The organism is Mesorhizobium sp. GW821-FHT04C10 (genome assembly GCF_059420305.1).
The window spans coordinates 3,903,031-3,927,945 of record NZ_JBWKTL010000001.1; the positions used below are offsets into that span (position 1 = coordinate 3,903,031).

The window sequence follows — 24,915 nt, forward strand, 5'->3', positions numbered from 1 at the left end:
ACAGGCTTTTGAATGCCTTTGCCGCCCGTGAGTCGCCAATACATCATGCTTTTGAGATTGCTCCGCCTCATTCTGATCCTCGCGCTGGTTATTTCGGCGCCGCCTTCGTTCGAGGCGATGGCGCAGGCGCTTGGTCAGGGCTCCGCCGGATTGATCACCGATCAACAGAAGGTCATCCAGGGCCTGACGGCCAAGACCGACGATCTCGAGAAGAAAATACAGCAGGACAGTGACGACGATTCCTCGCTCGTGGACATACGCCTGCAACTGGAGGATTTGTCGCGGGCGGCATTGACCAGTGCGCTGGCGTTCCGTCCGCGGCTGACCGATATCAACAATCGCATCGACGTGCTGGGCCCGCCGCCGGCCGCGGGCCAGCCGCAGGAGCCCGACATCGTGACCGGCGAGCGCCAGGCACTGGCGTCGGAAAAGGCCGAGATCAACGCGGTCGTCGCCAGCGCGCAGAACCTGTCGATCCGTATCAGCGGGCTGATCGACAAGATCGGCAATATGCGCAGCGAGCTGTTCCGCAACCTTTTGACCAAGCGCTACGTCCTGTCGGACGCACTGAGCCCGCAGGTGTTTTCCGACGCCCAGGACGAATACGCCAATTTCTACAAGGCGGTATCGTCCTGGCTGAGCTTCGCTTTCAAGTTCAAGTTCCAGGCCATTCTGGCGGCAACCTTCGTGGCGCTCGGGCTGGCGCTGGTGCTGCTGGTCGGCGGCAGGCGCCTGTTCGGGCGCGTGTTCGAGGCAGATCCTTCCAACGAAGACCCGTCCTATCTCAGCCGCTTGTCGGTGGCCTTCTGGTCTACCTTGCTGCCGACGCTGGCGGTCGGCGCGTTTCTCGGCTCGACCATCTTCTTTTTCAACTATTACAATGTGTTGCGTGGCGACATTGGTCTGTTCCTCAATGCACTGGCGACCGCCATCGGGGTGGTGTTCTGCGTCAACCGGCTGACCAATGCGGCACTGTCTCCGCGACTGCCGAACTGGCGTCTCATCCCTGTCGAAACCGGGCCGGCGCGCTGGCTGGTGCGCCTGGCGACGGCCATGGCCGTGGTCATCAGCGCCAACACGTTCCTGTCCATTATCAACGACAAGATGGGATCGCCGCTGTCGCTAACCATCGCGCGCAGTTTCGTCGCCACCATTGTCGTCGGCATCATCCTGATCCTCATGGCGATGCTGCGGCCGTTCAAGGCACGTGACGGAAGCTGGCGACCGTGGCCGGCATGGCTGCGTTACCTGGCACTGGCGCTCGGCCTGTTCACCATCACCGCCGCCTTGCTCGGCTTCATCGGCCTTGCGCTGTTCGTCTCGCTGCAGGTCGTGGTCACCGGCACGGCGCTGATCACCGCCTATATCGGCTTCCTCTCGGCGCAGGCGATCGGCGAGGAGGGGGCGTTCGCCAACACCACTGTCGGGCGCTGGCTGTCGACCAATTCCAGCTACGAAGACACGGCACTCGACCAGCTCGGCCTTGTCGTCAGTGTAGCCATCAATCTGTTGATCGTGCTGGTTTTCCTGCCGCTGATCCTGCTGATGTGGGGCTTCCAGCCCGGCGATATCCAGGCCTGGGCCTACAAGCTGGCAACCGGGATCAATATCGGGTCGGTGACGATTTCGGTCACCGGCATCCTTTCGGGCATCGTCGTCTTCGTCATCGGCTATTTCCTGACGCGCTGGTTCCAGGGCTGGCTCGACGGTTCCGTCATGGCGCGCGGCAAGGTCGATACCGGGGTGCGAAACTCGATCCGGCTGGCGGTCGGCTATGCCGGTGTCGCGCTGGCGGCGCTCGTTGGCATCTCGGCCGCCGGCATTGACCTCTCCAGCCTGGCACTGGTCGCCGGCGCGCTTTCCCTGGGTATCGGTTTTGGCTTGCAGAATGTGGTGTCGAATTTCGTCTCCGGCCTTATCCTTCTGGCCGAGCGGCCGTTCAAGGTCGGCGACTGGATCGTCGCCGGCGACGTCAGCGGCACGGTCAGGAAGATCAGCGTGCGCGCCACCGAGATCGAGACTTTCCAGCGGCAGTCGGTGATCCTGCCCAATTCGAACCTGATCAACAACGCTGTCGGCAACTGGACGCACCGCAACAAGCTCGGCCGTGTCGAGATCAAGGTCGGCGTCGCCTATGGCAGCGACGTCAAGCAGGTGCATGCCATCCTGCTGGAAATCGCGCGCAGCCATCCGCTGGTGCTGAAGAACCCCGAGCCCTTCGTGCTGTTTTCCAATTTCGGCGCCGCCGCGCTGGAATTCGAGATCCGCGTGTTCCTGGCCGATATTATGAACGGCAGCGCCGTGCAAAACGATATCCGCTTCACCGTTCTCGAAAAATTCGACGACCAGCATATCGAGATACCGTCGACGCCCCGCGCTGTCGTCGAGACCAAGCATGCCAAGGCCTGGCCTACCGACGACGACAAGATCGAGGCCGACTTTGCCGAACAGGAGCTGGCCAAGGCAGAAGCCGCGGCTGAAGCGAAAAAGCTGGCCAAATCAGGACGCAAGCCGCGCAAGCCCGATCCCGACTAGCGCATTTCACCGTTTCCGGAACGGCGAACCGCTCTAACTCTTTGTTTTAACGCAATTCCGGACGAAGAACCGTTCACACTCTTCCTGGAATTGCTTCAAGCTTGCTCACGGTTCGCGACCAGCGCCGACAGTGCCGTGCGCAAATCGGTCTTGCCGCGCCTGATCTCGCCAACGCCGTGTTCCACATCGATGCGGCCGGCATTGTGGGCGTCGAACATCGCGGCGACCAGTTCGGCGTAGCTCGTGCCGATGCCGCCGCCGACGAGGGCGGGAATCCAGTCCTGTCTCGGCAATTCGCGAGCGACGATCTCGCCGCCGGCAATCTCGCTAAGCGTCCGCGCCACATCGGTTGCGCTGTAGCGATCAGGCCCCTCGGCATGAACCACGCGCAACGCTTCTCCGCCGGGCGAAAGAAGCAGATCGGCCGCCATCAGGCCGACATCGCCGGCTGAGACGGTCGGGAAGGATTTGGACACGGGATGATGCAGGCTCGGCAGCACGCCGGTCTTGATGGCCCTGCCAACCAGGCGGCTCCAGTTCTGCATGTGCTCGGCCGAGCGCAGCACCGTCAGCGCCGCCGGGATGTTCTTCAACTGCGATTCCAGATGATGGAAGGTCAGCGTGATGCCGGTGCCGGCGGCAAGCTGGGCGCCATAATCCGAGATCGCCAGGATGCTTTCCGGCCTGGTCTGATCGAGTGCGCCCATGATGGATCGTATGGTGGATTCCATCTCGGCTGCCGCATTGTCGGCGCGGACGCCGGTTGGGCAGATCACTTGCACCGCTGTCGCGCCCCTTGTTGCCCGCGCCAAAGCCGGCGCATCGCGCAGATCGGCAATTTCCGCGTCGCAACCGAGCCCGCGGAATTCGTCGGCGTGCGACGGGTTTCGCACCACGGTCCTGACCGGAACGCCATGTCGACGGAGCGCACCAACCGTCGCCCGTCCGATCTTTCCGGCAGCACCCAAAACGACAAACATGCCCATATCCTTCGATCTGACCAATGGGATGCCCAGGAATGCCGGATTGGTGGGCTGGGGTCGCCCAGATATGGACGGCGGAAGACAAAAACGGATGATTGGATTCGAAGCCGAAGACGGCGAAAATGCCGGATCGCCTGCTATCGCCGCATGCGGATCAGTGCGCCAGGCGTGACGCCGAGGATGCGCTTCATGCTTTGAGCCATGTGGCTCTGATGCGCGAACCCTGCTTCCAGCGCGATCTGGCTGAGCGGCACTTTTCCCTGGTGCAGCAGGGCCTTGGCCCGCTCTACCCGTCGATGGATAACATATTGATGGGGCGGCATGCCGAATGTGCGGCGAAACAGCACTTTCAGATGCGAGACGCTGATGGCAGCCACCTGCGCCAGCTCGTCCAGTGAAAGGTCCTGAGCGAGATTGGCTTCGATGAAATCGGCCAGCCTGCGCTTCTGGCGGAAGGAAAGCGTTTGCCTTGCCGGAACGTCCGACTTTGACGAAGCACCCTGGATGATCTGTATCGCCAATGCCCTGGCCAGGCTTTCGAAATACAGCCGGTCGGATGGCACGTCCGGGCTGAGACCGGTCGCCAGCGCATGGGCGATATGTTCGATCCTCGGATCGCGACGTTGGAACTGGGGATGGACGACGACCCGGTCCGGATCGATCTCGAGATCCCCGGCCGCGCGCCGCACCAGCGTCGGGCTGACCCACAGCCGCAGGATGGTGCAATCCGCGTCGTCTTGCCAGTCGCCGTCGAGCCCGGCGGGGATGATATCGATGTCGCCGTCCGACTGGACCCGCCGGTGATGTTTTCCATCGCAGTGGCACGACGCGTTGACCGGCGCCCCGACGTGGATTCCAAGCCGGTGGTTGATGGATGCGGGCACATAATGGGTCAGTCCAGCGGCAATCCTCCGCGTCTCAACTCCAACGCCGATCGTTTCCAGCCAATTGCCGTGCGTTGTCTCGGTGCCGTGCATTGTCTTTCTTCGCGTTTGCCGCCTTCGGCATCATATTGTGCCGGTCGGTTAAATTAACAGGGCCGGGCGTGTGCCGGTAACCGGCATTGGAGAATGCCAAAACCAATTGCGGCATGAATACGGCATTCAGTTGCGGTTCAGCTTCCATCTCATATAAGCTCTCAAGCAAAGGGCGAAAATGCCTTGCGAAATGCAACAGAGGCGGTGGGAACACCGATATTGCACCATGTGGAAGTCTCTCGTCGCTGCCGTCGCCTTGCTCGCCGTGAGCGGCTCGGCTCATGCCGCCAGCGCGGTCAACAAGGACGCCGAGACCCGTACGCTGGTCGTGACGGAGGGCGGCAGCAAGACCGACCTTGCTCTGGCCGGCGGTGAAACCGTTGAATTCTGCCAGAACGGCTGTTTCGTCACCTTGCCGAACGGTGACCTCGAAGCCCTGACCGGTTCGGAAACCGTCGAAATCTCCGGCGGCGTCGCCCGCATCAAGTAATTCTGGCGGTATCATTGGAAAGGCCGGGTATTTGCCCGGCCTTTTATCGTTTCCAGTAGCCGTTGTTTAACAATGACGCCGGAAATACCGGTGCGGCAGCCGCCTGCAACCAGGCGTTTTAACGTTCGCTACGTCATCCCCCGCTATACCAGCATCAAGACGCCGAAACGCGGCGCGCAACGGGATTCCGGTTTTCCGGATCATACGCTGGCAGGGCAGGACGGGCATGGATGCGCGGTCGGACAGGAACGCAATACCGCTTGCGGTCGATCTCGACGGCACGCTGATCGCGACCGACCTGTTGTGGGAAGGCTTGTTCCTCCTCCTCAAGAAGAACCCGCTCTATATTTTCCTGGTGCCTTTCTGGGCGGCCGGCGGGCCGGCGCGGCTGAAGCAGTCGATCGCGCAGCGCATCGACATCGACCCCGCGTCGCTGCCCTATCGCGCGCCGCTGCTCGACCGGCTCCGGACCGAACATGCCGAAGGCCGCAAGATCGTGCTGGCGACCGGCACGCCGCGCAAATTCGCCGACGCCATTGCCTGCCATCTCGGCATTTTCGACCGGGTGCTGGCGACCGATGGTCTCGACAATCTCACCTCGGGCAAGAAGCGCGCCTCGCTGGTCGCGGCCTACGGCGATGGCGGCTTCGACTATGCCGGCAACAGCCGCCACGATCTCCAGGTCTTCGATGCCGCGCGCAATGCAATCGTCGTCGCGCCCGACCGCCACGCCGCACGCTGGCAGGCGGCGAACGGCGCCGAAACCATGCCGGCGCCCAAGCCGACCTTGCGGACCATCATCAAGATGCTGCGCGTGCATCAATGGCTGAAGAACTCGCTGATCGCCGTACCGATGGTGCTGTCGCACGAGTACTTCAACACCAACATGATCTGGCAATGCGTACTGGCGTTCATCTCGTTCAGCGCGGTGGCCTCGGCGATCTATATCCTCAACGATTTCTTCGACCTCGCGCTCGACCGCAAACACGCCACCAAGCGCAACAGGCCGTTCGCCAGCGGCGCGCTGTCGATCCCGTTCGGCCTTGGCGCGATCGCGGTGCTGCTGGCGATCGGCGTCGGCACGGGGCTGTTCCTGGCACCTGAATTCCTGGCCGTGCTTGGCGGCTACATGGCCGTCACCACGGCTTATTCGCTGTCGTTCAAGCGCATGCTGCTGGTCGATGTGCTGACGCTTGCCGGCCTCTACACGATCCGCGTGCTCGCCGGTGCTGCCGCGACCGGCGTCGATGTCTCGTTCTGGCTGCTCGCCTTCTCGATCTTCTTCTTCCTGTCGCTGGCGCTGGTGAAGCGCTTTGTCGAACTGCGCACCACCGCCATTCCGCCTGGTGAGCGCATCGCCGGCCGTGGCTATCGCACCGAAGACCAGGAGATCGTCGCCCAGGCCGGCATGGCGTCGGCCTTTTCCTCGGCGCTGGTGCTGGCGCTCTACATGGACAGTGTCGCGGTGCGTGAACTCTATCCGCATCCATGGCTGATCTGGCCGCTGCCGCCGATCGTGCTTTATCTCACCATGCGCGTCTGGATCCTGGCGCGCCGCGACGAGATGCATGACGACCCGGTCGTCTTCATCATCCGTGACTGGCGCAGCCAGATCGTGGTGCTGATCGGCGCGGTGCTGCTGGTCATCGGGGGCTGGTAGGCATGGTCGAACGCTTCCGGAGCTTTGGCCTTGCCACGCCGCCCGCGGCACTCGCGATCAACGCCGATGACGCCATCGCGCTGCTGAAAGGCGGCCAAGCGAAGGAAGCATCGCTGCTGGCCTATGGCAACGGGCGTTCCTACGGCGATTCCTGCCAGAACCACGCCGGCGCGGTCGTCGACATGCGGACGCTGAACCGCATCCGCGCCTTCAATGCCGAGACCGGTGTGCTCGAAGCGGATGCCGGCGTGCTGCTGGCGGATATCATCGCGCACGCAGCACCCTACGGCTTCTTTCCGGCTGTCGTTCCGGGTACGCAATTCGTGACGCTCGGCGGCGCCATCGCCAATGATGTGCACGGCAAGAACCATCATCGGCGCGGCACCTTCGGCTGCCATGTCGAAAGCTTCACGCTGCTGCGGTCCGATGGAAGGACCCATCGCTGCTCGGCATCAGACAATCCGCGCCTGTTCCGGGCGACAATCGGCGGCATGGGGTTGACCGGCCTCATCCTGTCGGCCTCGATCCGGCTGATGCGGGTGCCTTCGCTCGATATCGTCGAAAAGACGACACCGTTTCGCGACCTCGCCGAGTTCTTTGACCTCGCTGAAGCGGCGGACCAGGCCAATGAATATGCCGTCGCCTGGATCGATCAACTCGCCGGTGGCCGCAACAGCGGGCGTGGCCTGCTGTTTACCGGCAACCACGCCGAACACGGTTCGCATGCGGCCTCGCGCGCCGGCGGCAAGCTGGCGATACCGTTCCAGCCGCCCTTCAATGTGCTCAGCCGGCCGTTCCTGACCACTTTCAACGCTGCCTACCGATGGAAGAAGGGCCGGGCGACCGTGCCGCGCCAGACCGGCTACCACGGCTTTTTCTTCCCACTCGACGGTGTGCGTGACTGGAACCGGCTTTATGGCCCCAGAGGGTTGTTCCAGCACCAGGGCGTGGTGCCGGAAGAGGCTGCGCGCATCGTTGTGCCAGAGCTGCTGACGGCGGCCCGACGGGCCGGGCAGGGCTCCTTCCTCACCGTGCTGAAGCGTTTCGGCGGGGTCCGCTCGCCCGCTCTGCTGTCGTTCCCGCGACCGGGTTACACGCTGACGCTGGATTTCCCCAACAAGGGCGCGGCGACGCTTGCCCTGCTTGGCGAGCTCGACCGCATCACGATCGCGGCCGGCGGGGCGGTCAACCCTTACAAGGACGCGCGCATGAGTGCCGCGACCTTCGCTGCCTCCTTCGCCGACTGGCCGAGGCTGGAAGCGTTGCGAGACCCTGCCTTCATGTCCGATTTCTGGGCGCGCACCGCCGGCTGCATCGATCTGCGGCGGCGTGGAGTCGAGGCAGCCGAATAGATAAAATTGGAATGAATCGTGGTTAGTGAGCGATTAATTTCACGGTTTACTCAAAACATTCTTGTGAGTTCACGATATCTTTTCAGATTTGTATTAGTCGATGACACGGGTGGGTGAGCTGGCATGAAATATATCGTCTTCATTCTCTTTACGGTCATGACCAATGCCGCCGCGCAGCTCATGCTGAAGCAAGGCATGATGTCGCTTGGACCGATCTCGTTCGAAGGCGTCAATCCGCTCCTCAAATTGCTGCAGATCGTGTTCAGCCCCTGGGTGTTCCTGGGCCTTTGCACCTTCGTGATTTCCATGGCTTCGCATCTTTACGTGCTGTCCAAGGTCGAGCTTTCCTTTGCCTATCCGTTCCTCAGCCTCGCCTATGTCGCTGTCGCCATCTTCGCCTATTTCGTCTTTCGCGAAGACCTCAATGGCTGGCGTATAGCGGGCATCGCCTTCATCTGCGTCGGCACCGTGCTGATCGCGCAGAGTGGTCGAGACTTGGGTGGGCGAGGGCATGAAGACCAGACCGCTTCCATCGCGCCCGACAAGATTCCTGCAAACGAGACCGTTCGATGAGACATGTGATTTTCGGTGGTGACGGCTTCGTCGGCCGTCACCTTGCCCCGAAGCTTGTGGCCGATGGCGAAGAGGTTGTCGTCGCCGACATCGTCAAAAGCGATCTGGCGCACTACCGCAATGTCCGCTTTATCAAGTGCGACGTGACCGATCCGGCGTCGGTCGCCGCTGTCGGGCTCAAGGCCGACGACATGGTCTACAATCTGTCGGCCAAGATGCTGTCGCCGATCCAGGTGCGGGCCAAGCGGCACGACTTCTTCTTCCCGGTCAATTTCCACGGCACCGAGCACATCATGCAGGCCATGGACAAGGCTGGTACGCCAAAACTCGTCCACTACACGACCGACATGATCTACGGCCACACGGTCACACAGCCCATGACCGAGGAGCACCCCGTCGCGCCGCTCGGCGAATATGGCTGGTCGAAGCAGAAGACCGAGGAACTCGCCGCGCAATGGCGCAAGCGCGGCATGTCGATCTCATTGTTTCGCCCGCGCCTGATCATCGGCCCAGGCCGGCTCGGCATATTGGAGAAACTGTTCAAGCTGATCGACTGGAACCTTCCGGTGCCGATGATCGGCTCGGGCAAAAACCCTTATCAGTTCATCTCTGTGTTCGATTGCGCGGAAGCTGCGCGCGCCGCCTGGAAGGCCGGCGTGCCCAACGAGGCCTATAATCTCGGCTCGCTCAATCCGCCACCGGTGAAGAAACTGCTCGGCGACCTGATCCGGCATGCCGGTTCGAAATCGATCCTGATCCCGACACCGGGCTGGGCGGTCAAGCGCACGCTCGACCTGCTCGACCTCATGAACATGCCGATCATGGACCCGGAGCAATATCTGATCGCCGACGAGGAATGCGTGCTCGACGTGTCCAAGGCCGAGCGCCAGCTTGGCTGGGTGCCGCAATATCGCGACGAGGACATGCTGATCGCCGCTTACAGCGAATACCGCGCCAAGAAGGCCGGGCACGCCGTCGCCACCAAACATGTGCCCGCCGAATAGCGGGCTCGCCAAACAGTTTTATGGCGCACGACGCTGGTCGTAGCGCGGACAGGAGATTGAAATGACCGTCATGGCCAAGCCCGAACAGACCAATGCGCGCACCATGGTCAACGCGCCGGCGCTGTCGCCCGCCACCATCGCCAAGCCCGATCTGATCAGCGTCGAGCAGGCCAAGGCGATGGATGTCGCCCGCATGACCGACCTGTTCAAGGCGCATCTCAATCCCGGCCAGTTGCATTTCATGAAGCTGCTCGGCTTCCACAAGATCAAGATCGAGCGTGCCGAAGGCATGTTCTACATCGATCAGAACGGCCGCAAGATCCTCGATTTCTTTGGCGGCTTCGGCTCGCTGGCCTTCGGCCACAACCATCCGCGCCTGCTTGAGGCGCGCAAGAAGTTCCAGGAGGAAAAGCGCCAGGAGATCGCGATCGCCTTCATGTCGCAATATGCGGCCGCGCTGGCGCACAATATCGCCAAGTGCTCGCCCGGCGATCTCGACATGGTGTTTCTGGGCTCGTCCGGCTCGGAGGCGATGGAAGCGGCGGTGAAGCTCGCAGAGCGCGCCGCCGGCCCGAAGCGGCCGAAAATCGTCTACGCCGAGAATTCCTTCCACGGCAAGACCAAGGGCGTGCTCGGCATCACCGACGGCCAGCTCTACCGCGCCGACTTCAAGATGGCTGACAATACGGTGCGCATCCCCTTCGGCGACATCGAGGCGGTCGAGCGCCTGTTCCGCTCCGATCCCGAGGTCGGCGTCATCGTGCTTGAAACCATCCAGGGCGGTGGCGGCATCATCCAGGCAGAGGCGGAATACTGGCGGAGGCTGCGCGCGCTGTGCGACCAGCATGGCGTGCTGTGGGTGGCCGACGAAGTGCAGTGCGGTTATGGCCGTTCGGGCCGCTTCTATGCCTTCGAGCATTACGGCGTCGTGCCGGATGTGACCGCGCTCGCCAAGTCGCTTGGCGGCGGCAAGGCGGCGGTCGGCGCGATGATTGCCAGGCGCGAAATCTACATGAAGGCCTATGGCACGCCGAAGACGGCGATGATCCATGCCATGGCAACCTTCGGCGGCATGGGCGAGGCCTGCGTCACCTCGATCGAGGCGCTCAACGTGCTCTATGACGAGGGGCTAATCGACAACGCTGCTGTCACCGGCGATTATCTGCTGCAGCGGCTGCAGGCGCTCAAGGACAAATACCCCAAGATCATCAAGGATGTGCGCGGCAAGGGTCTCATGGTCGGCCTGGAGTTCCACGACTTCTCGCAGACCTTGCCGATGGTGCTCAGGCCCATCGTCAGCGTGCTCGACGACAAGCTGAAGGGGTCGCTGTCGGGTTTTGTCGGCGCGCTCTTGCTGCGCGACTACGACGTGCTCGTCGCCTTCACCGAGTACAACCGCAACGTCATCAGGCTCGAACCGCCGCTGATCTGCCAGCGCGAACATGTCGACCGCTTCGTCGATGCCTTCGACAGCCTGCTGTCGCGCGGCATCGTTTCGATCGTCAAGGACTTCGTCAAAAGCCAGGTTCGCTAAAAGAAAGCTCATTGGGCAGAACGATGCTGACCAAGTCTCCCGCCGCGAAAAACCCGCTCGACCGGCTCACCGAGACCGGTCTGGCCTGGGGTGAGGGGACCTATGCGCGGCTGGCCGCACCGATCGGCGCGGCGGCCTTCGCGCTCTACATCCTTCTGACCGCGTTCACGGCATGGGTGATGCCCGATGCCAACTGGGACATGCTGCCTTACCTCGCAATATCAGAGGAAGGCACCTATCCCGATGCGCAGGCGCTGCATGACTACGCCTACAGCACCGTCAAAGCGGGCGTGTCGGTGGCCGATTACAAGACACTGACCGATGATGGCGGCGGCTTCCGCAGCCACATGACGGAGAATGCAGCCGACTTCCATTCGCTGCTCGGCATGTATCGGATCAAGTTCCTCTATGCCGAGATGCTGTCGACGCTGAGCGCGGTGATGTCTCCGGTCGAGGCGATGCACCTTGTGCAGGTGTTTTCGGTGCTGCTGTTCGGTGCGATCGTGTTGCTGTGGCTGCGCTGGGAAAAGGCCCTGGCCTTGGCACCGGTGATCGGCGCGGTGCTGATCATGGCTGATTTCGGCGATGCGGCGCGTGCCTCGACGCCGGACCTGCTCACGTCGGCGCTGCTGCTCGGCGGGCTCTACGCCTATGTCAGGGGCCGCGAGGCGGCGACGGCAATCCTGCTCTTCCTCGCCTTTATGGTGCGGCCGGACAATATTGTGTTCCTTGCCATTTTTGCAGTGCTGCTGGTCGCCTTCCGGCAGCAGGCGTGGGGCGCTCTGGCCGGGTTCGCCGCGTCCTTCGTCGCCTATTTCGCCATTTCGCACTGGGCCCATCATCCCGGCTGGTGGCCGCATCTGTGGTTCTCCAGCATCGAACAGCACTACAATATGGACGGGTTCGAGCCGGCCTTCTCGGTCACCGCCTATCTCAGGGCGTTTGCGACGTCGCTGCTGCGCGCCGTCAACCTGAACAGCTGGGTCGGCGTTTCTGTCCTGGCACTGGCCGGCTGGTTCGCCGCCGGCCGTGCCGGATTCCGCCTCGAGCGCCGTGCCGGCATCCTGTTCGCGGCGCTGGTGCTCGGTGCGCTGGCCAAGTTCACGGTCTTTCCGATCCACGACACGCGCATCTATTTCCCGCATCTAATCCCGCCCTTCCTGTTGCTGGCGGCGCCGTTCATGGCGCTGTGGGCGGCATCGGTTCGTGGCCAACACCGCGCGGCCTTGCACGTCATTCCCGGAGACAAGCCATGAGTTCGCTATCCAGCCTGGCGCGCATCGCCTTGTCGCTCGGTCTTCCCTCCGGCCTGCTCGATCGTGGGCCGTCGCTGCGCGGCACGAAATTCCTCGCCAGGGCGGCGCTGAAAGCGCGCTTCGGTGGGGCGGGGCAGCCGTTCCAGATGGTCAATGTCGGCGCCTGCGACGGCGCGCTGTTTGACGATGTGACGCCGTGGCTGCACAGGATTGCCGGCGCCCGCGCCATGCTGGTCGAGCCGATCCCGTATAATCAGAAGCGGCTGCGCGCCAACTATCCCGACACGGACCGCTTCATCATCGAGCCGGTGGCCGTCACAAGAACCAGGGGCACGATCACCGTCCACACTTTCGACGCAGCCGCCCTCGAGGCCGGCACGCTGCCGATCGAGTTCATTGGCTGCTCGTCGGTCACCGACACCAATCTGATGTCGGGCAAGAACGCCTGGGGCGAGGCCGACGCCAATTTCAACAAATTCGCGCCGCACCTCAGGGACATCGAAGTACCGTCGGAAACGTTGCAGACGCTGCTCGACCGCAACGGCATCAGTCATATCGACGCCTTCCTCGTCGATTGCGAGGGCGCCGACTGGATCGTCTTCGAACAACTTGATCTGAAACGCCATCGCCCCGGCATGATCAAGGTCGAGGTCGGCGCGCTGCCGGCGGCCGAAATCGGCCAGGTCGTGGTCAAGCTGAAGACCGCCGGCTACCAGGTCGGCTTCCAGGCCGAGGACATCTGGGCCTTCGCGTAAGGTTTACCCGTCAACGGTGGCTGTGGCTCCGCGTCGTTCAGCCATATAGCGGCCCGGCGAGGTACCGAACGCTTTTCGGAACATCGTGACGAAACTGCCCGCGCTTTCATAGCCAAGGTCGAGCGCCACGCTCTGGATCGAGGCGCCCGCCGCCATCCACTGTAGCGCAAGCATGATCGTCAGTTGCTGGCGCCAGCGGCCAAAGCTCATTCCCGTCTCGCGCGCGAGAATGCGCGCAAACGTCCGCTCGCTGAGACCGGCGCGCCTCGCCCATGTCTCCATCGTGCCGCGATCGGCGGGGTCGGCCATCATCGCCTCGACAATCCGGCGCAGCCGATCGTCTCGCGGCATCGGCAGGTGCAGATGCTCGACCGGAGCCGCGGCGATCTCATCGAGCAGCAGCGTGCCCAGATGCGATTCTCGGCCGCCTTCGGGATAGTCCAGGGGAAAACTGGCGGCGCGGATCAGCAATTCGCGCAGCAGCGGTGAGACGGACAGCGTACAGCAGGTGGCCGGCAAGGCTGCCGCCGTCGCGGGGTCGATAAAGACATTATAGCCTTCAATCGGTCCGGACGCCTTGATGGCGTGCACGGCACCGCCGGGCATCCAGATCGCGCAATGTGGCGGCACCAGCCACAGACCGCTTTCGACTTCGCATGTGAAGACGCCGCGCAATGTGAGCAGCAGCTGGGCCTTGCGATGCGCGTGATGGCTGAGCTCGATGACGCCTGTCGCCAGCGTCAAGCCATAAACCATCACTGGCCGAGGCACATCGTCCGGATCGGGAAAATCAGCAGGTTTGGGATGCGATTCGATAATAGGCATCTGATCTGTTGGCTTCCACATTGGCAGGATCTCGAAACATTTTGTCATATTTGCCCGATGTCGCCAATCGCTTGAGAATGTAGTGATTGTCCTCGAACCCAAGGGAAATGCCACCAAGGAGCCCATTAGGAAGCCATGGAGAAAGGGTATTGAGGTCGTGTCCGTCGCGCTCCCTCAACGCTCCCACCCAAACGTGGAGTGCTGTCATGAACAAGCCAATCGATGCCGCCACCCTGTCGAAAGCAACCATGGGCGCGATCCCGCCGCCGATGAACTCTCGGCTTATCGGTCATCTCGATCGTGCCGCGCTGCGCTGGATCGCGGCTTCGCCGTTGATGTTCGCGGCGTTTGGAGACAGCTCCGCGCTCGGCGTCACCCTCGGCGGTGGCGTGACTGGTTTCGCCAGCGGCAACACATACGAACTGCGGTTGCCGATCGCGATGCTCGATGATCCGGCCTTGGCCGTGCCTGGCCAGGGTTTTGGCTCGCTGTTCCTGCTGCCATGCATCGGCGAGACGATGCGCGTCAACGGCACGGTGAGGGAGGTTCGGAATGGTGAAATCCGCATTGCCGTCGAGGAATGCTATGGCCATCGCGACGAGGCGTTGATCCGCTCCGAATATTGGGCGGCCCTGTTCGAGATGCTGGCGCCGCAAGGCGTCAGCGCGTTCGCTGCCGCCAACCGCTTCATGGCGCTGGCGACCGTCGATGGGTGGGGCCGTGTCGAGCTCAGTCCAAAGGACGATCCGGCCGGCATACTGGCGCGGAGCGGCGGGAACGGTTTCACGGAGCGTCCGGGCAGTCGCGTCTTCGGCCATCATCTTGCGCAGCCTCAGGCCGCTGCCATGGTGCTGGTCCTGGGTTCGGCGCAGGTCATTCGTGTGTCGGGCAACGTCCGCATATCAGCCGATCAGACCGCATGCGCACCATTCGTCTTTCAGGACGAGACGTCAGCGCTGGTCGCCATCATCGAGGACCCCGCCGCCGAGGTCGGCGAGAGCCCGACCCTTCTGCGCCTCGGCGACTGGCCCGGCAGGCCACCAGCCCGCGCGATGGAGGCGGCCAAGCCATTCGCCGCGTACATCAGGCTCGGCTGGCACACAGGCCTCGGCGCCGAACTTGCGAGTGCTGCCGTGTCGGTTCCCGGCGTTTCCGATCTTTTGCGGAAAGGCCTGGAAACGGACCGCCGGGGCTACCTCCGTTCGGTTCCATCGTGATCGGCGCGCAAGCGACATGGTGCCGATCCCGCCACGCCAGAGGTAATGGAGTGATGCTTTTGACCAATTCTGCCCCCCGCTTCCAGGAGACGACGTCTTCACCCCAGCCGGGCTACGTCACGCGGACCTTGCTGCGATGGCTGATGCGCCCAGCGCGCGTTGCCGCCGTGGAGGTCCTGTCGCAGCATTTCCGCATGGTCGATCTCGAAGGCGAGGCGCTTAAGGGGATCGCCTGGGCGGTCGGCCAGAAGCTGCAGATATCTATGGGCACGGGCCTGACTGCCCGAACCTATACGCCGATATCCTGGGACGCGGAACGCGGCAGGACACGGCTGCTCGCCTTCGCGCATGGCGACGGTCCCGGCAGCCGGTGGGCTGAGGCCTTGCGCGAAGGCGATGGTTGCCAGTTCTTCGGGCCACGCCGTTCACTCGACCTCTCCGGCCTTGAGGCACCGATGGCGCTGTTCGGGGACGAAACTTCCTTCGCCCTGGCGGCGGCACTCCGCGCCATTCCCAGATCGCGCGTGAGCTTGATTCTCGAAGCGACTGATATTGCGGAATCACGGCCGGTACTGGCGGCGATCGGCCTTGGCGATGCGACGCTGATTGCGCGTGCCACCGACGATGCGCATCTCACCGCTGCTTCTGTCGAGGTGGCCACGCATGCTGCCGGCGGTGCGTATTTCGTCCTGACAGGCAAGGCGCGGTCGATCCAGCATGTGAGCCGCGTGCTGAAAACGGAGGGCGTCGGATCGTCACGGGTGAAAGCCAAGGCCTATTGGGCGCCGGGCAAGGTCGGGCTGGACTGAGCTACGAACAGAACCATTCTGTCGTCTGGTCGCTCGGCTTTTTGCCAATGTCGCAAACAGGCTTCATCAGGCCCACCGCTCCGCCCTATAGTCCGCCCGCTTTATCACTTTGGAGTCGCGGGCAATGGCAGAGTTTCCGAAAAAGGCGAAGGTCGTCATCATTGGCCTCGGCGGTATTGTCGGCGCGTCGATCGCCCATCACCTGATCGAGCGTGGCTGGGACGACATTGTCGGCATCGACAAGTCGGGCATCCCGACCGACATCGGTTCGACCGCGCACGCTTCCGACTTCTGCTACACGACCAGCCACGATTTCCTGTCCTGCTGGACGACGCTCTATTCCATCGATTTCTACGAGAAGATGGGCCATTACGCCCGCATCGGCGGCCTTGAAGTGGCCCGTGTCGGCGATGATGGCCGCATGGACGAGATCAAGCGCAAGATCGCTTCGGCGAAAGCTTTCGGCACACGCGCCCGCCTGATCGAACCGGCCGAGATCAAGGAAAAGTTCCCGCTGATCGAACAGGACATGGTCCAGGGCGGCCTGTGGGATCCGGACGCCGGCCTCGTCATTCCGCGCTCGCAGACCGTTGCCGGCAAGCTGGTCGACCAGGCGGAGGCGTCGGGCAAGCTGAAATCCTTCGCCAACACGCCGGCCAGGTCGCTCGTGGTCAAGGACGGCCGCATCAGCGCCGTGGTGACCGACCGCGGCACCATCGAGGCCGATTATGTCATCGTCTGCGCCGGCATCTGGGGCAGGCTGATCGCGGAAATGGTCGGCGAGGACCTGCCGGTCATGCCGATCGACCATCCGCTGACCTTCTTCGGGCCGTACAATGAGTTCGCCGGGACCGGCAAGGAGATCGGCTGGCCATTGCTGCGCGACCAGGGCAACTCGGCCTATATGCGCGACACCGGCGATCCCAAGACCGCCGAAGGCGGGCAGATCGAATGGGGTTACTACGAAGAGACCAATCCGCGCCTTTGTCATCCGCGCGACCTGCTGGAGAAGGACCAGGCCCGTCTTTCTCCGTCGCAGCGCGATCTCGACATGGAGCAGATCCTGGCGCCGCTCGAGCGCGCCATGGAGTTGACGCCGATCCTGGGCGAGCTCGGCTACAATGAAAGCCATTCCTTCAACGGCCTGCTGCAGGTGACGGCCGATGGCGGCCCGTCGATGGGCGAGAGCCAGAAGGTGAGGGGCCTGTGGTATGCCGTCGCCATCTGGGTCAAGGACGGGCCCGGCATGGGCAAGCTGATCGCCGACTGGATGACCGACGGCCGCACCGCGATCGATCATCACGCCATCGACTATGCGCGCTTCTATCCGCACCAGACCAAGGAGCAGTTCATCTGGGATCGCTGCACCGAGACGGCGATGAAGGTCTACAATCCGGCCGTGCATCCGCGCGAACCCTTCTCCAAGGGCCGCAACATCAGGCGCTCGCCGTTCTGGGAGCGCGAGAAGGAACTCGGCGGCTACTTCATGGAACTGGGCGGCTGGGAGCGTGCCCATGGCTATGCCGCCAACGAGCATCTTCTGGAGAAGTACGGCAACCGGGTGCCGGTGCGCGAGAACGAGTGGGACAACCGCCATTTCTGGCGCGTCTCCAATGCCGAGCATCTGGCGATGAGCGAGGATTGCGGCATCGTCAATCTCTCGCATTTCTCCATGTATGACGTCGAAGGGCCCGATCATGTCGCGCTGCTGGAATGGCTGTGCGCGGCCAAGATCGGCGGCGACAACAACATCGGCAAGGGCATCTACACCCACTTCCTCGACGAGGAAGGCATGGTGCGCGCCGACTTCACCGTCATCCGCATGGCCGATCGCTGCCGTGTGATCGACGGCGCCGATGCCGGCCCGCGCGACTTCCGCTACATGCAGCGGACCGCGCAGGACAAGGGTTTTGACGTCACCATCACCGATGTGACGGAAAAATACGTCACCATCGGCATCTGGGGGCCGAATGCCCGCGCGACCCTGCAGAAGGTGGTCGAGAATCCGGACGGGCTCTCGGTTGAAAACTTCCCCTTCGCCGCGATCAAGCCGATCCGGATCGGTGGCAAGGATGTCACCGCTTTCCGCATCTCCTATGTCGGCGAGCAGGGTTGGGAATTGCACATGCGCTATGAGGACGGCCTGGCCGTCTGGGACGCGCTGCGCTCGACCGGCGTCATGCCGTTCGGCGTCGAGACCTATGCCAATACGCGCCGCATGGAAAAGAGCCTGCGGCTGCAGAACGCCGACCTTCTGACCGAGTACAATCTGCTCGAAGCCGATCTCGCGCGCCCGAAGGTCAAGGAGAACGATTTCTGCGGCAAGGCCAAGCATGTCGAGTACCGTGCCCGCGAGCATCAGCCGGCGACCTTGTGCACGCTGGTGATGACCGAAAACACCGATTCGAAAGGCGTGGCGCGTTATCCCGTGGGCATCATGCCGGTGCTGGATCCCGCCACCGGCGAGACGCTGGTCGACGAACTCGGCCGCCGCTCCTTCACCACATCGGTCGCCTATGGCCCGACCATCGGCAAGAACATCGCGCTCGCCTACCTGCCGCATTCGCATGCGCAGGAAGGCCGCAAGCTCAAGGTGGAATATTTCGGCGAGACCTACCCGGTCGAAGTCGCCGGTGTCGGCTACAAGCCGCTCTACGATCCGGAGAACCTCAAGCCGCGCAGCTGATCGGCTGATCGAGCGAAAGACCGACCGCAAAAGCCTGGCCTTTGGCCGGGCTTTTGTCTTTTTAACCGCGCCGTTTTGGCTTACCCTTGCGGCATGTCTGCTTTCCCGTATGCAAGACATCTCATTTCCGGCTGCGCCGCGCTGGCGCTGATGGTCTGGCAGGCCCCGGAATCCCGCGCGGACGAGCCGGTCGATGTCGAGCTGGTGCTGGCGGTGGATGTCTCGCTGTCGATGTCGGCGGATGAGCTCGAGATCCAGCGACACGGCTACGCGGCGGCCCTGACGCATGACAATGTGCTGCAGGCGATCGCCGATGGCGCCTATGGCAAGATCGCCGTCACCTATGTCGAATGGGCCGGTACCACATGGCAACGCGTCATCGTGCCGTGGACTGTCATCGCCAACCGCGCCGATGCCGAGCGAGTGGTGGCGCAGTTGTCCGCCCAGCCGCCCAACAGCGCGCGCCGCACCTCGATTTCAGGCGCGCTGGAGTTCGGCAGCGATCTTTTCGCCGAAAGCGGCTACCAGGGTACCAAGCGGGTCATCGATATTTCGGGCGACGGTCCCAACAATCAGGGCGCGCCGGTCAATCTCACCCGCGACGGGGTGGTCAGGCAAGGCATCGTCATCAACGGCCTGCCGCTGATGACCCGAGGCGGATTTTCGGGCGCCTATGACGTCAGTGATCTCGACCGCTACTACAGCGACTGCGTCATAGGCGGCCCCGGTGCCTTCATGATCCCGGTCAACGACTGGACGCAATTTCCCGAAGCCATCCGCCGCAAGCTGGTGCTGGAACTCGCCGGTCCGGCGTCACCGCAATGGGCGGCGGAGGAGGCGGACCATCCGCCAGTGGTGCTGGCGCAGGACAAGCCGGCCGCCGACTGCCAGATCGGCGAGAAAATGTGGCGCAACCGCAGCTGGATGCTGGACAGCCGCTAGGCCGGGCAACGGCGCGGCAAGCATTGGCAAAACGGTCGGGCCGCGCTATCCAGCAGGTGGGGGCCGCGGCCGAAACCGAGGAAACATCAGATGAAACGCCTTGCCATCCTGACAGCTGTCGCGTCCGTGCTTTTTGCCGACGGCGCCAGCGCCCAGTACAATGACCAGCCCGCCTGCGTCATGTTCGAGCACGTGAATTTTCGCGGGCGGTCGATCGAAATGGGCCCCGACGATTCCGTGAATTTTCGCGGTGGCCAGTTCTGGAACGACCGCGTGTCGTCGGTGTTCGTTCGCCGGGGCTGCACACTTGTGGCCTATGAGGATACGAATATGAGGGGGCAATCGATCGAGATCAGGCGCAGGGCCCGTGAATTGGGTGGCGACTGGAACGATCGCATCTCGTCGGCCGAGTGCTATTGCGACGGCTATTGAGGACGGCAGGGTTTTAGCCTTGCCCAGCGTCGGCCACGGGGCGTGCCTGCCGGCAGCGCCGCCAAACACGTTCCTGTTGATTGACAAGCCGATTGGCGTCAGTGAACAATTCCCCCAGAGAAACAAAAGGGGAACTCATATGAACAGGACCACCATTTTTGCCGCCACTTTGACGCTTGCTGCGGGTCTCTCCGCGCCGGTGATGGCCGCCACATCGGTCACCATCGGCATCAGCGGCTGGACCGGCTTCGCACCGCTGACGCTTGCCAAGCAGGCGGGCCTCTTCGAGAAGCACGGCCTCGACGTGACCTTGAAGAAGGTGCCTCAGGCCAGCCGGCCGCTCGCCATCGCCAGCGGCGACCTGCAATGCGCCGCCACCACGGTCGAAACCTGGCTGGTGTGGAACGCCAGCGGGGTGACCACCAAGCAGATCTTCCAGCTCGACAAATCCTATGGCGCGGACGGCATTGTCGTGCGCAACGACATCAAGACCGTCGCCGATCTCAAGGGCAAGAACGTCGCCTCCTCGGCGCCGGGCACATCGCCCTATTTCCTGCTTGCCTGGGTGCTGAACAAGAACGGCATGTCGACCAAGGACGTGACGGTCGTCAATCTGGAGCCGGATGCGGCGGCGCAGGCCTTCCTTGCCGGCCAGAACGATGCGGCGGTCACCTATGAGCCGTTCATCTCGGCCGTGCGCGACAAGGCCGACCAGGGCCACATACTGGCGACCACGCTCGACTATCCGATGGTGCTCGACACGGTTGGCTGCACGCCCGAATTCCTCAAGGCCAATCCCGATGCCGCCAAGGCGCTCGCCGACAGCTATTTCGACGCGCTCGCCCTGATCAAGAGCGACCCGCAGAAATCCTACGAGATCATGGGCGCCGACGTGAAACAGTCCGCCAAGGAATTCGAGGATTCGGCGAAATACCTGAAATGGGCCGACAAGGCCGAAAACAAGCAGTTCTTCACCAAGGAATTCCAGGATTTTTCCAAGACCGCCGGCGAGCTGCTGCTGCAGATGGGGCTGATCAAGGAAGCGCCTGACGTCGCCACGCTGGCCGATACCAGCGCGGTGGCGAACTGATCTTCCCGGCCTTTGCCCCATCACGGCGGCGCCTGGCGCCGCCGTTCTCTCCTCGACACGCGACAATTTGAAGATGGGGACGATGTAAAGATGCGCCCGTTGCATCCAGTTTCGCCGGGCCTGCGAACCGCGCTCGGCATTTCCTTCTTCGTGCTGTTCATCGCGTTCTGGGCCTGGATCACGCTTGGCGGTCACGTCAACCGCATCTTCCTCGCCGACCCGCTGTCGATGCTCAGGGACGGCTGGCGGCTGCTTGTCGAGGACCGTTTCTGGCTCGACATACTGATCACCATCTGGCGGGTCTTTGGCGGTTTTGTACTGGCGTCGGTCGTAGCCGTGCCGCTCGGCATCGCGATGGGGGCATGGAAGCCCGTGGAAGCTTTCCTGGAGCCCTTCGTCTCCTTCGCCCGCTATCTGCCGGCCTCGGCCTTCATTCCTCTGCTCATCCTGTGGGCCGGCATTGGTGAACTGGAAAAGCTGCTGGTCATCTTCGTCGGCTCGGTGTTCCAGATCATCCTGATCATCGCCGTCAAGGTGGGGTCGACGCGGCGCGACCTCGTCGAGGCCGCCTATACGCTTGGCTCGACGAACAACAGCATCGTCAAGCGGGTGATCATGCCGGCCAATGCGCCTGAAATCGCCGAGACGCTGCGGCTGGTGCTAGGCTGGGCGTGGACCTATGTCATCGTCGCCGAACTGATCGGCTCGTCCTCCGGTATCGGCTACATGATCATCAACAGCCAGTCGCGCCTGGCGACCGGACAGATCATTTTCGGCATCATCGTCATCGGGCTGATCGGACTGTTGTCCGATTTCGCCTTCAAGGCGTTCAACCGCTGGCTCTTTCCATGGAGCCTGGCGTGAGCAAGCTTCTCATCGAGGGCGTTTCGCGCACCTTTGCCGGCGTGCGCGGCGGACAGCCGGTCAAGGCTCTGATGCCGGTCGACCTGGCGGTCGCCGCCAATGACTTCATCACCATCCTTGGTCCGTCCGGCTGCGGAAAATCGACACTGCTCAGGATCGTCGCCGGTCTCGAGGCGCCAAGCGAGGGCCGTGTGCTGCTCGACGGCAAGGCGGTGACCCGACCGGGGCCGGATCGCGGCATGGTCTTCCAGTCCTACACATTGTTTCCGTGGCTGACGGTCGCCGAAAACATCGCCTTTGGCCTGCGCGAACGCGGCATGGCGCAAAAGGAGCGGGACGCAATCGTTGCGTCCTATGTCGATCTCGTCGGCCTGAAAGGGTTCGAGAACCATTGGCCGAAGCAGCTCTCCGGCGGCATGCAGCAGCGCACGGCGATCGCCCGCGCCCTCGCCAACGATCCCGAGATCCTGTTGCTGGACGAGCCGTTCGGGGCGCTGGACAACCAGACGCGCGGGCTGATGCAGGAGCTCTTGCTCGGCATATGGGAGCGGCGCAAGAAGACGGTGCTGTTCGTCACCCACGACATCGAGGAGGCGATCTTCATGGCCTCGCGCGTCATCGTGATGACGGCACGGCCAGGCCGCATCAAGTCGGATGTCGCCATCGACCTCCCGCATCCGCGCCATTACACGCTCAAGACCAGTCCGGAATTCTCGGCGCTGAAGGCGCGGCTGACCGAGGACATCCGCGTCGAGGCAATGCGCACGGCACAGGGCCAGCCGGCGGAGGCTTGATCCGTCAGGCCGCCAGCAATTGCTTGCGGTCGACACGCTCCTGCTGCGGCGAGCGGGCATAGAGCTCGCGGTAGCATTTGGAGAAATGCGAAGCCGAGACGAAGCCGCAGGCGACCGCCACCTCGACGACCGGTAGCGAGGACTGGATCAGCAGATGCCTGGCGCGGTCGAGCCGGATTTCCAGGTAGTAGCGGGCAGGGGAACGGCCCATCTCGGTGCGGAACAGGCGTTCGATCTGGCGGCGCGACAGGTCGACATGGTCGGCGATCTCGATCAGCGACAATGGCTCGGAGAGGTTCGCCTCCATCAATTCGATGATGGTCAGCACTTTCGAGTTCTGCACGCCAAGGCGAGCCCGCAGCGGCAGGCGCTGGCGGTCGGTCGGGCTGCGCACGCGGTCGGTCAGCACCTGCTCGCAGACGCGATTGACGAGGCTCTCGTCGAAATCGTCGCCGATCAGCTTCAGCATCATGTCAAGCGCGGCTGTGCCGCCGGCGCAAGTGTAGATGTTCTGATCGATCTCGAAGAGGTCGGCAAAGACATTGGCCTTCGGAAACGCCTCGGAGAAGCCCGGCAGGTTTTCCCAATGGATGGCGCAGCGCTTGTTGGACAGCAGGCCGGCGGCGGCGAGGATATGCGCCCCGGTGCACAGGCCGCCGACGGCGACGCCGCGATTGTACTCTTCGCGCAGCCAGGCAAAGGCCGACTTGTTCTGGTAACGCTCGACGTTGATGCCGCTGCAGACGATGGCCATGTTGGGCCGATCGGGGCCGGCCATCTTCTTGCGCTCGTCCTCCAGCGAGGTGTTGACCGCGCATTCGACGCCGTTCGAGGCGCGCACCGGCTTGCCATCGATGCTGGCGAGGCGCCAGCGATAGGCTTCGTAGCCGAGCATGCGGTTGGCGGAGCGCAGCGGGTCGAGCGCGGTCGCAAAAGCGATCATGGTGAAATCGGGGATAAGGAAGAACACAAACGATCGCTTGATCGGATGCTTGACGGCGTTCACGGGAACCTCATCTGGCCATGACGCGAACAGGATGTCGCGAATAGCATAGCGACATCAGGAAAAATCATGCTTGTCAATCGGCTACGCCGCCTGGGCAAGATTAAATTTGCGACATGGGTCGCAAATGGGCAATTGCTGTTCGCGATGCCCCGAGGCGCGGCATCAACTGTCCAAACGACGGGCAAAATGCGCAAAGGCGAACAAAAACGCCGCCGTGGCCGGAGCCAGGCGGCGCTACAGTCTTGAAGCAGCGGCAGGGAAGCGCTGCCTTGCAAAAATGGTCAGGCGACGAAGCCGAGGCGCGCCGCAGCCATCGCGCCGGTCTGGCCGGGCATGGTGTTGGCAAGGCGCTGACGCTCGAGAGCGGTGGTCAGGTTCATTTCGCGGCGGGCAAAGAGGCGGGAAAAAAGCTTCATGATCATCTCCAATCGGTTGCTCAGACGGGTCGCCTTCGCTTGATGGAGTGGGGCAGCTCGTTTGCTGGCGCTGATATAGGCTTGTGTGAGCAGAAACTAAATCGCAAAAGCGAAGCGCTTGATATGAAATGCGACACCGAATGCGACAATTTTGGGCAGAGTGCCCGAAATTTACAATTGTTTACAGAGCGTTAGTTCGAAACCCGTGTCGCTATGCGGCTTGCTCATATGCGCCATGCGTTGGCGACATGGCTTCTAGACTCATTTGAATGCAAATAAAATAGGGAAGGCCTGCCGGGCTGGGTGCGCGCGGCAGGCCTTCAGCATTTGCTACACACGGTTTACTTTGCTCCAGCCCAGGATCCGACGCCGTTGCGAATGCCGGTCTTGGTGTCGGATGCCTCAGGCCAGCCGATATCCTTCTGCAGTTCGATCGGCAGGGAACGGATGGCGCGTTCGGTCTGGTAGCGGGCGCGGGCCGCGCTGAATTCGGTCGCGATGCGGCCGAGGGACGACAGGATAGACATTTCATTTCTCCTTGCGCGCCTGGCAGGGATGCCAGGGCAGCGACTGTTAAGTCAGGTTTGTTTCAGCTTCATTTCGTGTCGATTGCAGGTCTGTGTCGTGGTCGTTTCATGGCTGCTTGTGGCAGCATCCTCAATCGATGGAGTTGACTATGCTCCCGATCTGATGTTCAATCAAACGAAATGGAATG

At 62.7% G+C, this 24,915-nt stretch carries 23 protein-coding genes; 17 read left to right on the forward strand and 6 right to left on the reverse strand.

Annotation, left to right across the window (positions count from 1 at the left end):
* Nucleotides 1-45: 45 nt before the first annotated feature.
* Nucleotides 46-2,535, forward strand: a complete 2,490-nt coding sequence (locus AC07UC_RS18860) for a mechanosensitive ion channel family protein (protein ID WP_140773921.1) — start codon at nt 46-48, stop codon at nt 2,533-2,535.
* Nucleotides 2,536-2,630: 95 nt separating this feature from the next.
* On the opposite strand, the gene AC07UC_RS18865 is transcribed toward AC07UC_RS18860, so the two are convergent.
* Together AC07UC_RS18865 and AC07UC_RS18870 are read right to left on the reverse strand one after the other, a co-directional pair.
* Entirely contained in the window at nt 2,631-3,515 is an 885-nt protein-coding gene (locus tag AC07UC_RS18865) for an NAD(P)H-binding protein (RefSeq protein WP_494907024.1), read from the reverse strand.
* Between the two features lie 140 nt (nt 3,516-3,655).
* Complete coding sequence (locus AC07UC_RS18870) at nt 3,656-4,495, reverse strand: helix-turn-helix domain-containing protein (RefSeq protein WP_494907025.1); 840 nt, start codon at nt 4,493-4,495, stop codon at nt 3,656-3,658.
* Between the two features lie 226 nt (nt 4,496-4,721).
* Here AC07UC_RS18870 and AC07UC_RS18875 point away from each other — a divergent pair, with 226 nt between their 5' ends.
* From AC07UC_RS18875 to AC07UC_RS18910, 8 genes are all read left to right on the forward strand, one after another.
* Nucleotides 4,722-4,985: a hypothetical protein gene (locus AC07UC_RS18875; protein WP_032930670.1), complete on the forward strand. Its 264-nt coding sequence runs from the start codon at nt 4,722-4,724 to the stop codon at nt 4,983-4,985.
* Nucleotides 4,986-5,211: 226 nt separating this feature from the next.
* A complete protein-coding gene (locus AC07UC_RS18880) occupies nt 5,212-6,645 on the forward strand; it encodes a UbiA family prenyltransferase (RefSeq protein WP_140772927.1) in 1,434 nt (477 codons plus the stop codon).
* 2 nt (nt 6,646-6,647) lie between these two features.
* Nucleotides 6,648-7,997, forward strand: coding sequence for an FAD-binding oxidoreductase (locus AC07UC_RS18885; protein ID WP_494907026.1), 1,350 nt, complete (start codon nt 6,648-6,650; stop codon nt 7,995-7,997).
* Nucleotides 7,998-8,120: 123 nt separating this feature from the next.
* Nucleotides 8,121-8,570, forward strand: coding sequence for an EamA family transporter (locus tag AC07UC_RS18890; protein WP_140772931.1), 450 nt, complete (start codon nt 8,121-8,123; stop codon nt 8,568-8,570).
* The gene (locus AC07UC_RS18895) at nt 8,567-9,574 is read left to right on the forward strand and encodes an NAD-dependent epimerase/dehydratase family protein (protein ID WP_202321806.1); all 1,008 of its coding nucleotides are present in this window, start codon (nt 8,567-8,569) and stop codon (nt 9,572-9,574) included. Before AC07UC_RS18890 ends, AC07UC_RS18895 begins: the two co-directional genes overlap by 4 nt.
* 103 nt (nt 9,575-9,677) lie before the next feature.
* Entirely contained in the window at nt 9,678-11,108 is a 1,431-nt protein-coding gene (locus tag AC07UC_RS18900; RefSeq protein ID WP_494908963.1) for an aspartate aminotransferase family protein, read from the forward strand.
* Between the two features lie 23 nt (nt 11,109-11,131).
* Nucleotides 11,132-12,364 (forward strand): hypothetical protein, encoded by a 1,233-nt coding sequence (locus AC07UC_RS18905; protein WP_494907027.1) that lies wholly within the window; start codon nt 11,132-11,134, stop codon nt 12,362-12,364.
* Nucleotides 12,361-13,119 (forward strand): FkbM family methyltransferase, encoded by a 759-nt coding sequence (locus tag AC07UC_RS18910; RefSeq protein WP_494907028.1) that lies wholly within the window; start codon nt 12,361-12,363, stop codon nt 13,117-13,119. The genes AC07UC_RS18905 and AC07UC_RS18910 overlap by 4 nt, the downstream gene beginning before the upstream one ends.
* Nucleotides 13,120-13,122: 3 nt before the next feature.
* Here the strand turns inward: AC07UC_RS18910 and AC07UC_RS18915 are convergent, their stop codons facing one another.
* Nucleotides 13,123-13,944, reverse strand: coding sequence for an AraC family transcriptional regulator (locus AC07UC_RS18915; protein WP_494907029.1), 822 nt, complete (start codon nt 13,942-13,944; stop codon nt 13,123-13,125).
* A gap of 206 nt (nt 13,945-14,150) precedes the next feature.
* Here AC07UC_RS18915 and AC07UC_RS18920 point away from each other — a divergent pair, with 206 nt between their 5' ends.
* The 8 genes from AC07UC_RS18920 to AC07UC_RS18955 all read left to right on the forward strand — a co-directional run bounded on the left by AC07UC_RS18920 (nt 14,151) and on the right by AC07UC_RS18955 (nt 22,778).
* Entirely contained in the window at nt 14,151-15,161 is a 1,011-nt protein-coding gene (locus tag AC07UC_RS18920) for a hypothetical protein (RefSeq protein WP_494907030.1), read from the forward strand.
* Nucleotides 15,162-15,220: 59 nt separating this feature from the next.
* Nucleotides 15,221-15,970: a siderophore-interacting protein gene (locus AC07UC_RS18925; RefSeq protein WP_494907031.1), complete on the forward strand. Its 750-nt coding sequence runs from the start codon at nt 15,221-15,223 to the stop codon at nt 15,968-15,970.
* Nucleotides 15,971-16,094: 124 nt separating this feature from the next.
* Entirely contained in the window at nt 16,095-18,656 is a 2,562-nt protein-coding gene (locus AC07UC_RS18930) for a GcvT family protein (RefSeq protein WP_494907032.1), read from the forward strand.
* 93 nt (nt 18,657-18,749) lie between these two features.
* On the forward strand, nt 18,750-19,598 hold the full coding sequence (locus tag AC07UC_RS18935; protein ID WP_494907033.1) for a DUF1194 domain-containing protein: 849 nt from the start codon (nt 18,750-18,752) through the stop codon (nt 19,596-19,598).
* A 90-nt stretch (nt 19,599-19,688) separates the two neighbouring features.
* Complete coding sequence (locus tag AC07UC_RS18940) at nt 19,689-20,030, forward strand: peptidase inhibitor family I36 protein (protein ID WP_494907034.1); 342 nt, start codon at nt 19,689-19,691, stop codon at nt 20,028-20,030.
* 139 nt (nt 20,031-20,169) lie between these two features.
* A complete protein-coding gene (locus AC07UC_RS18945; protein WP_140772953.1) occupies nt 20,170-21,120 on the forward strand; it encodes an ABC transporter substrate-binding protein in 951 nt (316 codons plus the stop codon).
* Nucleotides 21,121-21,210: 90 nt separating this feature from the next.
* Complete coding sequence (locus AC07UC_RS18950; RefSeq protein ID WP_140772955.1) at nt 21,211-21,984, forward strand: ABC transporter permease; 774 nt, start codon at nt 21,211-21,213, stop codon at nt 21,982-21,984.
* Nucleotides 21,981-22,778: an ABC transporter ATP-binding protein gene (locus AC07UC_RS18955; protein ID WP_140772957.1), complete on the forward strand. Its 798-nt coding sequence runs from the start codon at nt 21,981-21,983 to the stop codon at nt 22,776-22,778. Before AC07UC_RS18950 ends, AC07UC_RS18955 begins: the two co-directional genes overlap by 4 nt.
* A 4-nt stretch (nt 22,779-22,782) precedes the next feature.
* On the opposite strand, the gene AC07UC_RS18960 is transcribed toward AC07UC_RS18955, so the two are convergent.
* The 3 genes from AC07UC_RS18960 to AC07UC_RS18970 form a co-directional block, all read right to left on the reverse strand.
* Nucleotides 22,783-23,721, reverse strand: a complete 939-nt coding sequence (locus AC07UC_RS18960; RefSeq protein WP_413814136.1) for a GlxA family transcriptional regulator — start codon at nt 23,719-23,721, stop codon at nt 22,783-22,785.
* Between the two features lie 344 nt (nt 23,722-24,065).
* Nucleotides 24,066-24,200: a hypothetical protein gene (locus AC07UC_RS18965; protein ID WP_081295128.1), complete on the reverse strand. Its 135-nt coding sequence runs from the start codon at nt 24,198-24,200 to the stop codon at nt 24,066-24,068.
* Nucleotides 24,201-24,541: 341 nt separating this feature from the next.
* The gene (locus AC07UC_RS18970; protein ID WP_095199791.1) at nt 24,542-24,727 is read right to left on the reverse strand and encodes a hypothetical protein; all 186 of its coding nucleotides are present in this window, start codon (nt 24,725-24,727) and stop codon (nt 24,542-24,544) included.
* Nucleotides 24,728-24,915 lie beyond the last annotated feature (188 nt).

Bases quoted from the DNA above. Each gene is read 5' to 3' on its own strand.
- AC07UC_RS18970 (WP_095199791.1), bottom strand. From the start codon at position 24,727: ATGTCTATCCTGTCGTCCCTCGGCCGCATCGCGACCGAATTCAGCGCG.
- AC07UC_RS18945 (WP_140772953.1), top strand. From the start codon at position 20,170: ATGAACAGGACCACCATTTTTGCCGCCACTTTGACGCTTGCTGCGGGT.
- AC07UC_RS18900 (WP_494908963.1), top strand. From the start codon at position 9,678: ATGGTCAACGCGCCGGCGCTGTCGCCCGCCACCATCGCCAAGCCCGAT.
- AC07UC_RS18910 (WP_494907028.1), top strand. From the start codon at position 12,361: ATGAGTTCGCTATCCAGCCTGGCGCGCATCGCCTTGTCGCTCGGTCTT.
- AC07UC_RS18905 (WP_494907027.1), top strand. From the start codon at position 11,132: ATGCTGACCAAGTCTCCCGCCGCGAAAAACCCGCTCGACCGGCTCACC.
- AC07UC_RS18960 (WP_413814136.1), bottom strand. From the start codon at position 23,721: ATGATCGCTTTTGCGACCGCGCTCGACCCGCTGCGCTCCGCCAACCGC.
- AC07UC_RS18870 (WP_494907025.1), bottom strand. From the start codon at position 4,495: ATGCACGGCACCGAGACAACGCACGGCAATTGGCTGGAAACGATCGGC.
- AC07UC_RS18920 (WP_494907030.1), top strand. From the start codon at position 14,151: ATGAACAAGCCAATCGATGCCGCCACCCTGTCGAAAGCAACCATGGGC.
- AC07UC_RS18915 (WP_494907029.1), bottom strand. From the start codon at position 13,944: ATGCCTATTATCGAATCGCATCCCAAACCTGCTGATTTTCCCGATCCG.
- AC07UC_RS18940 (WP_494907034.1), top strand. From the start codon at position 19,689: ATGAAACGCCTTGCCATCCTGACAGCTGTCGCGTCCGTGCTTTTTGCC.
- AC07UC_RS18860 (WP_140773921.1), top strand. From the start codon at position 46: ATGCTTTTGAGATTGCTCCGCCTCATTCTGATCCTCGCGCTGGTTATT.
- AC07UC_RS18935 (WP_494907033.1), top strand. From the start codon at position 18,750: ATGTCTGCTTTCCCGTATGCAAGACATCTCATTTCCGGCTGCGCCGCG.
- AC07UC_RS18895 (WP_202321806.1), top strand. From the start codon at position 8,567: ATGAGACATGTGATTTTCGGTGGTGACGGCTTCGTCGGCCGTCACCTT.
- AC07UC_RS18885 (WP_494907026.1), top strand. From the start codon at position 6,648: ATGGTCGAACGCTTCCGGAGCTTTGGCCTTGCCACGCCGCCCGCGGCA.
- AC07UC_RS18950 (WP_140772955.1), top strand. From the start codon at position 21,211: ATGCGCCCGTTGCATCCAGTTTCGCCGGGCCTGCGAACCGCGCTCGGC.
- AC07UC_RS18965 (WP_081295128.1), bottom strand. From the start codon at position 24,200: ATGAAGCTTTTTTCCCGCCTCTTTGCCCGCCGCGAAATGAACCTGACC.
- AC07UC_RS18875 (WP_032930670.1), top strand. From the start codon at position 4,722: ATGTGGAAGTCTCTCGTCGCTGCCGTCGCCTTGCTCGCCGTGAGCGGC.
- AC07UC_RS18880 (WP_140772927.1), top strand. From the start codon at position 5,212: ATGGATGCGCGGTCGGACAGGAACGCAATACCGCTTGCGGTCGATCTC.
- AC07UC_RS18930 (WP_494907032.1), top strand. From the start codon at position 16,095: ATGGCAGAGTTTCCGAAAAAGGCGAAGGTCGTCATCATTGGCCTCGGC.
- AC07UC_RS18890 (WP_140772931.1), top strand. From the start codon at position 8,121: ATGAAATATATCGTCTTCATTCTCTTTACGGTCATGACCAATGCCGCC.
- AC07UC_RS18865 (WP_494907024.1), bottom strand. From the start codon at position 3,515: ATGTTTGTCGTTTTGGGTGCTGCCGGAAAGATCGGACGGGCGACGGTT.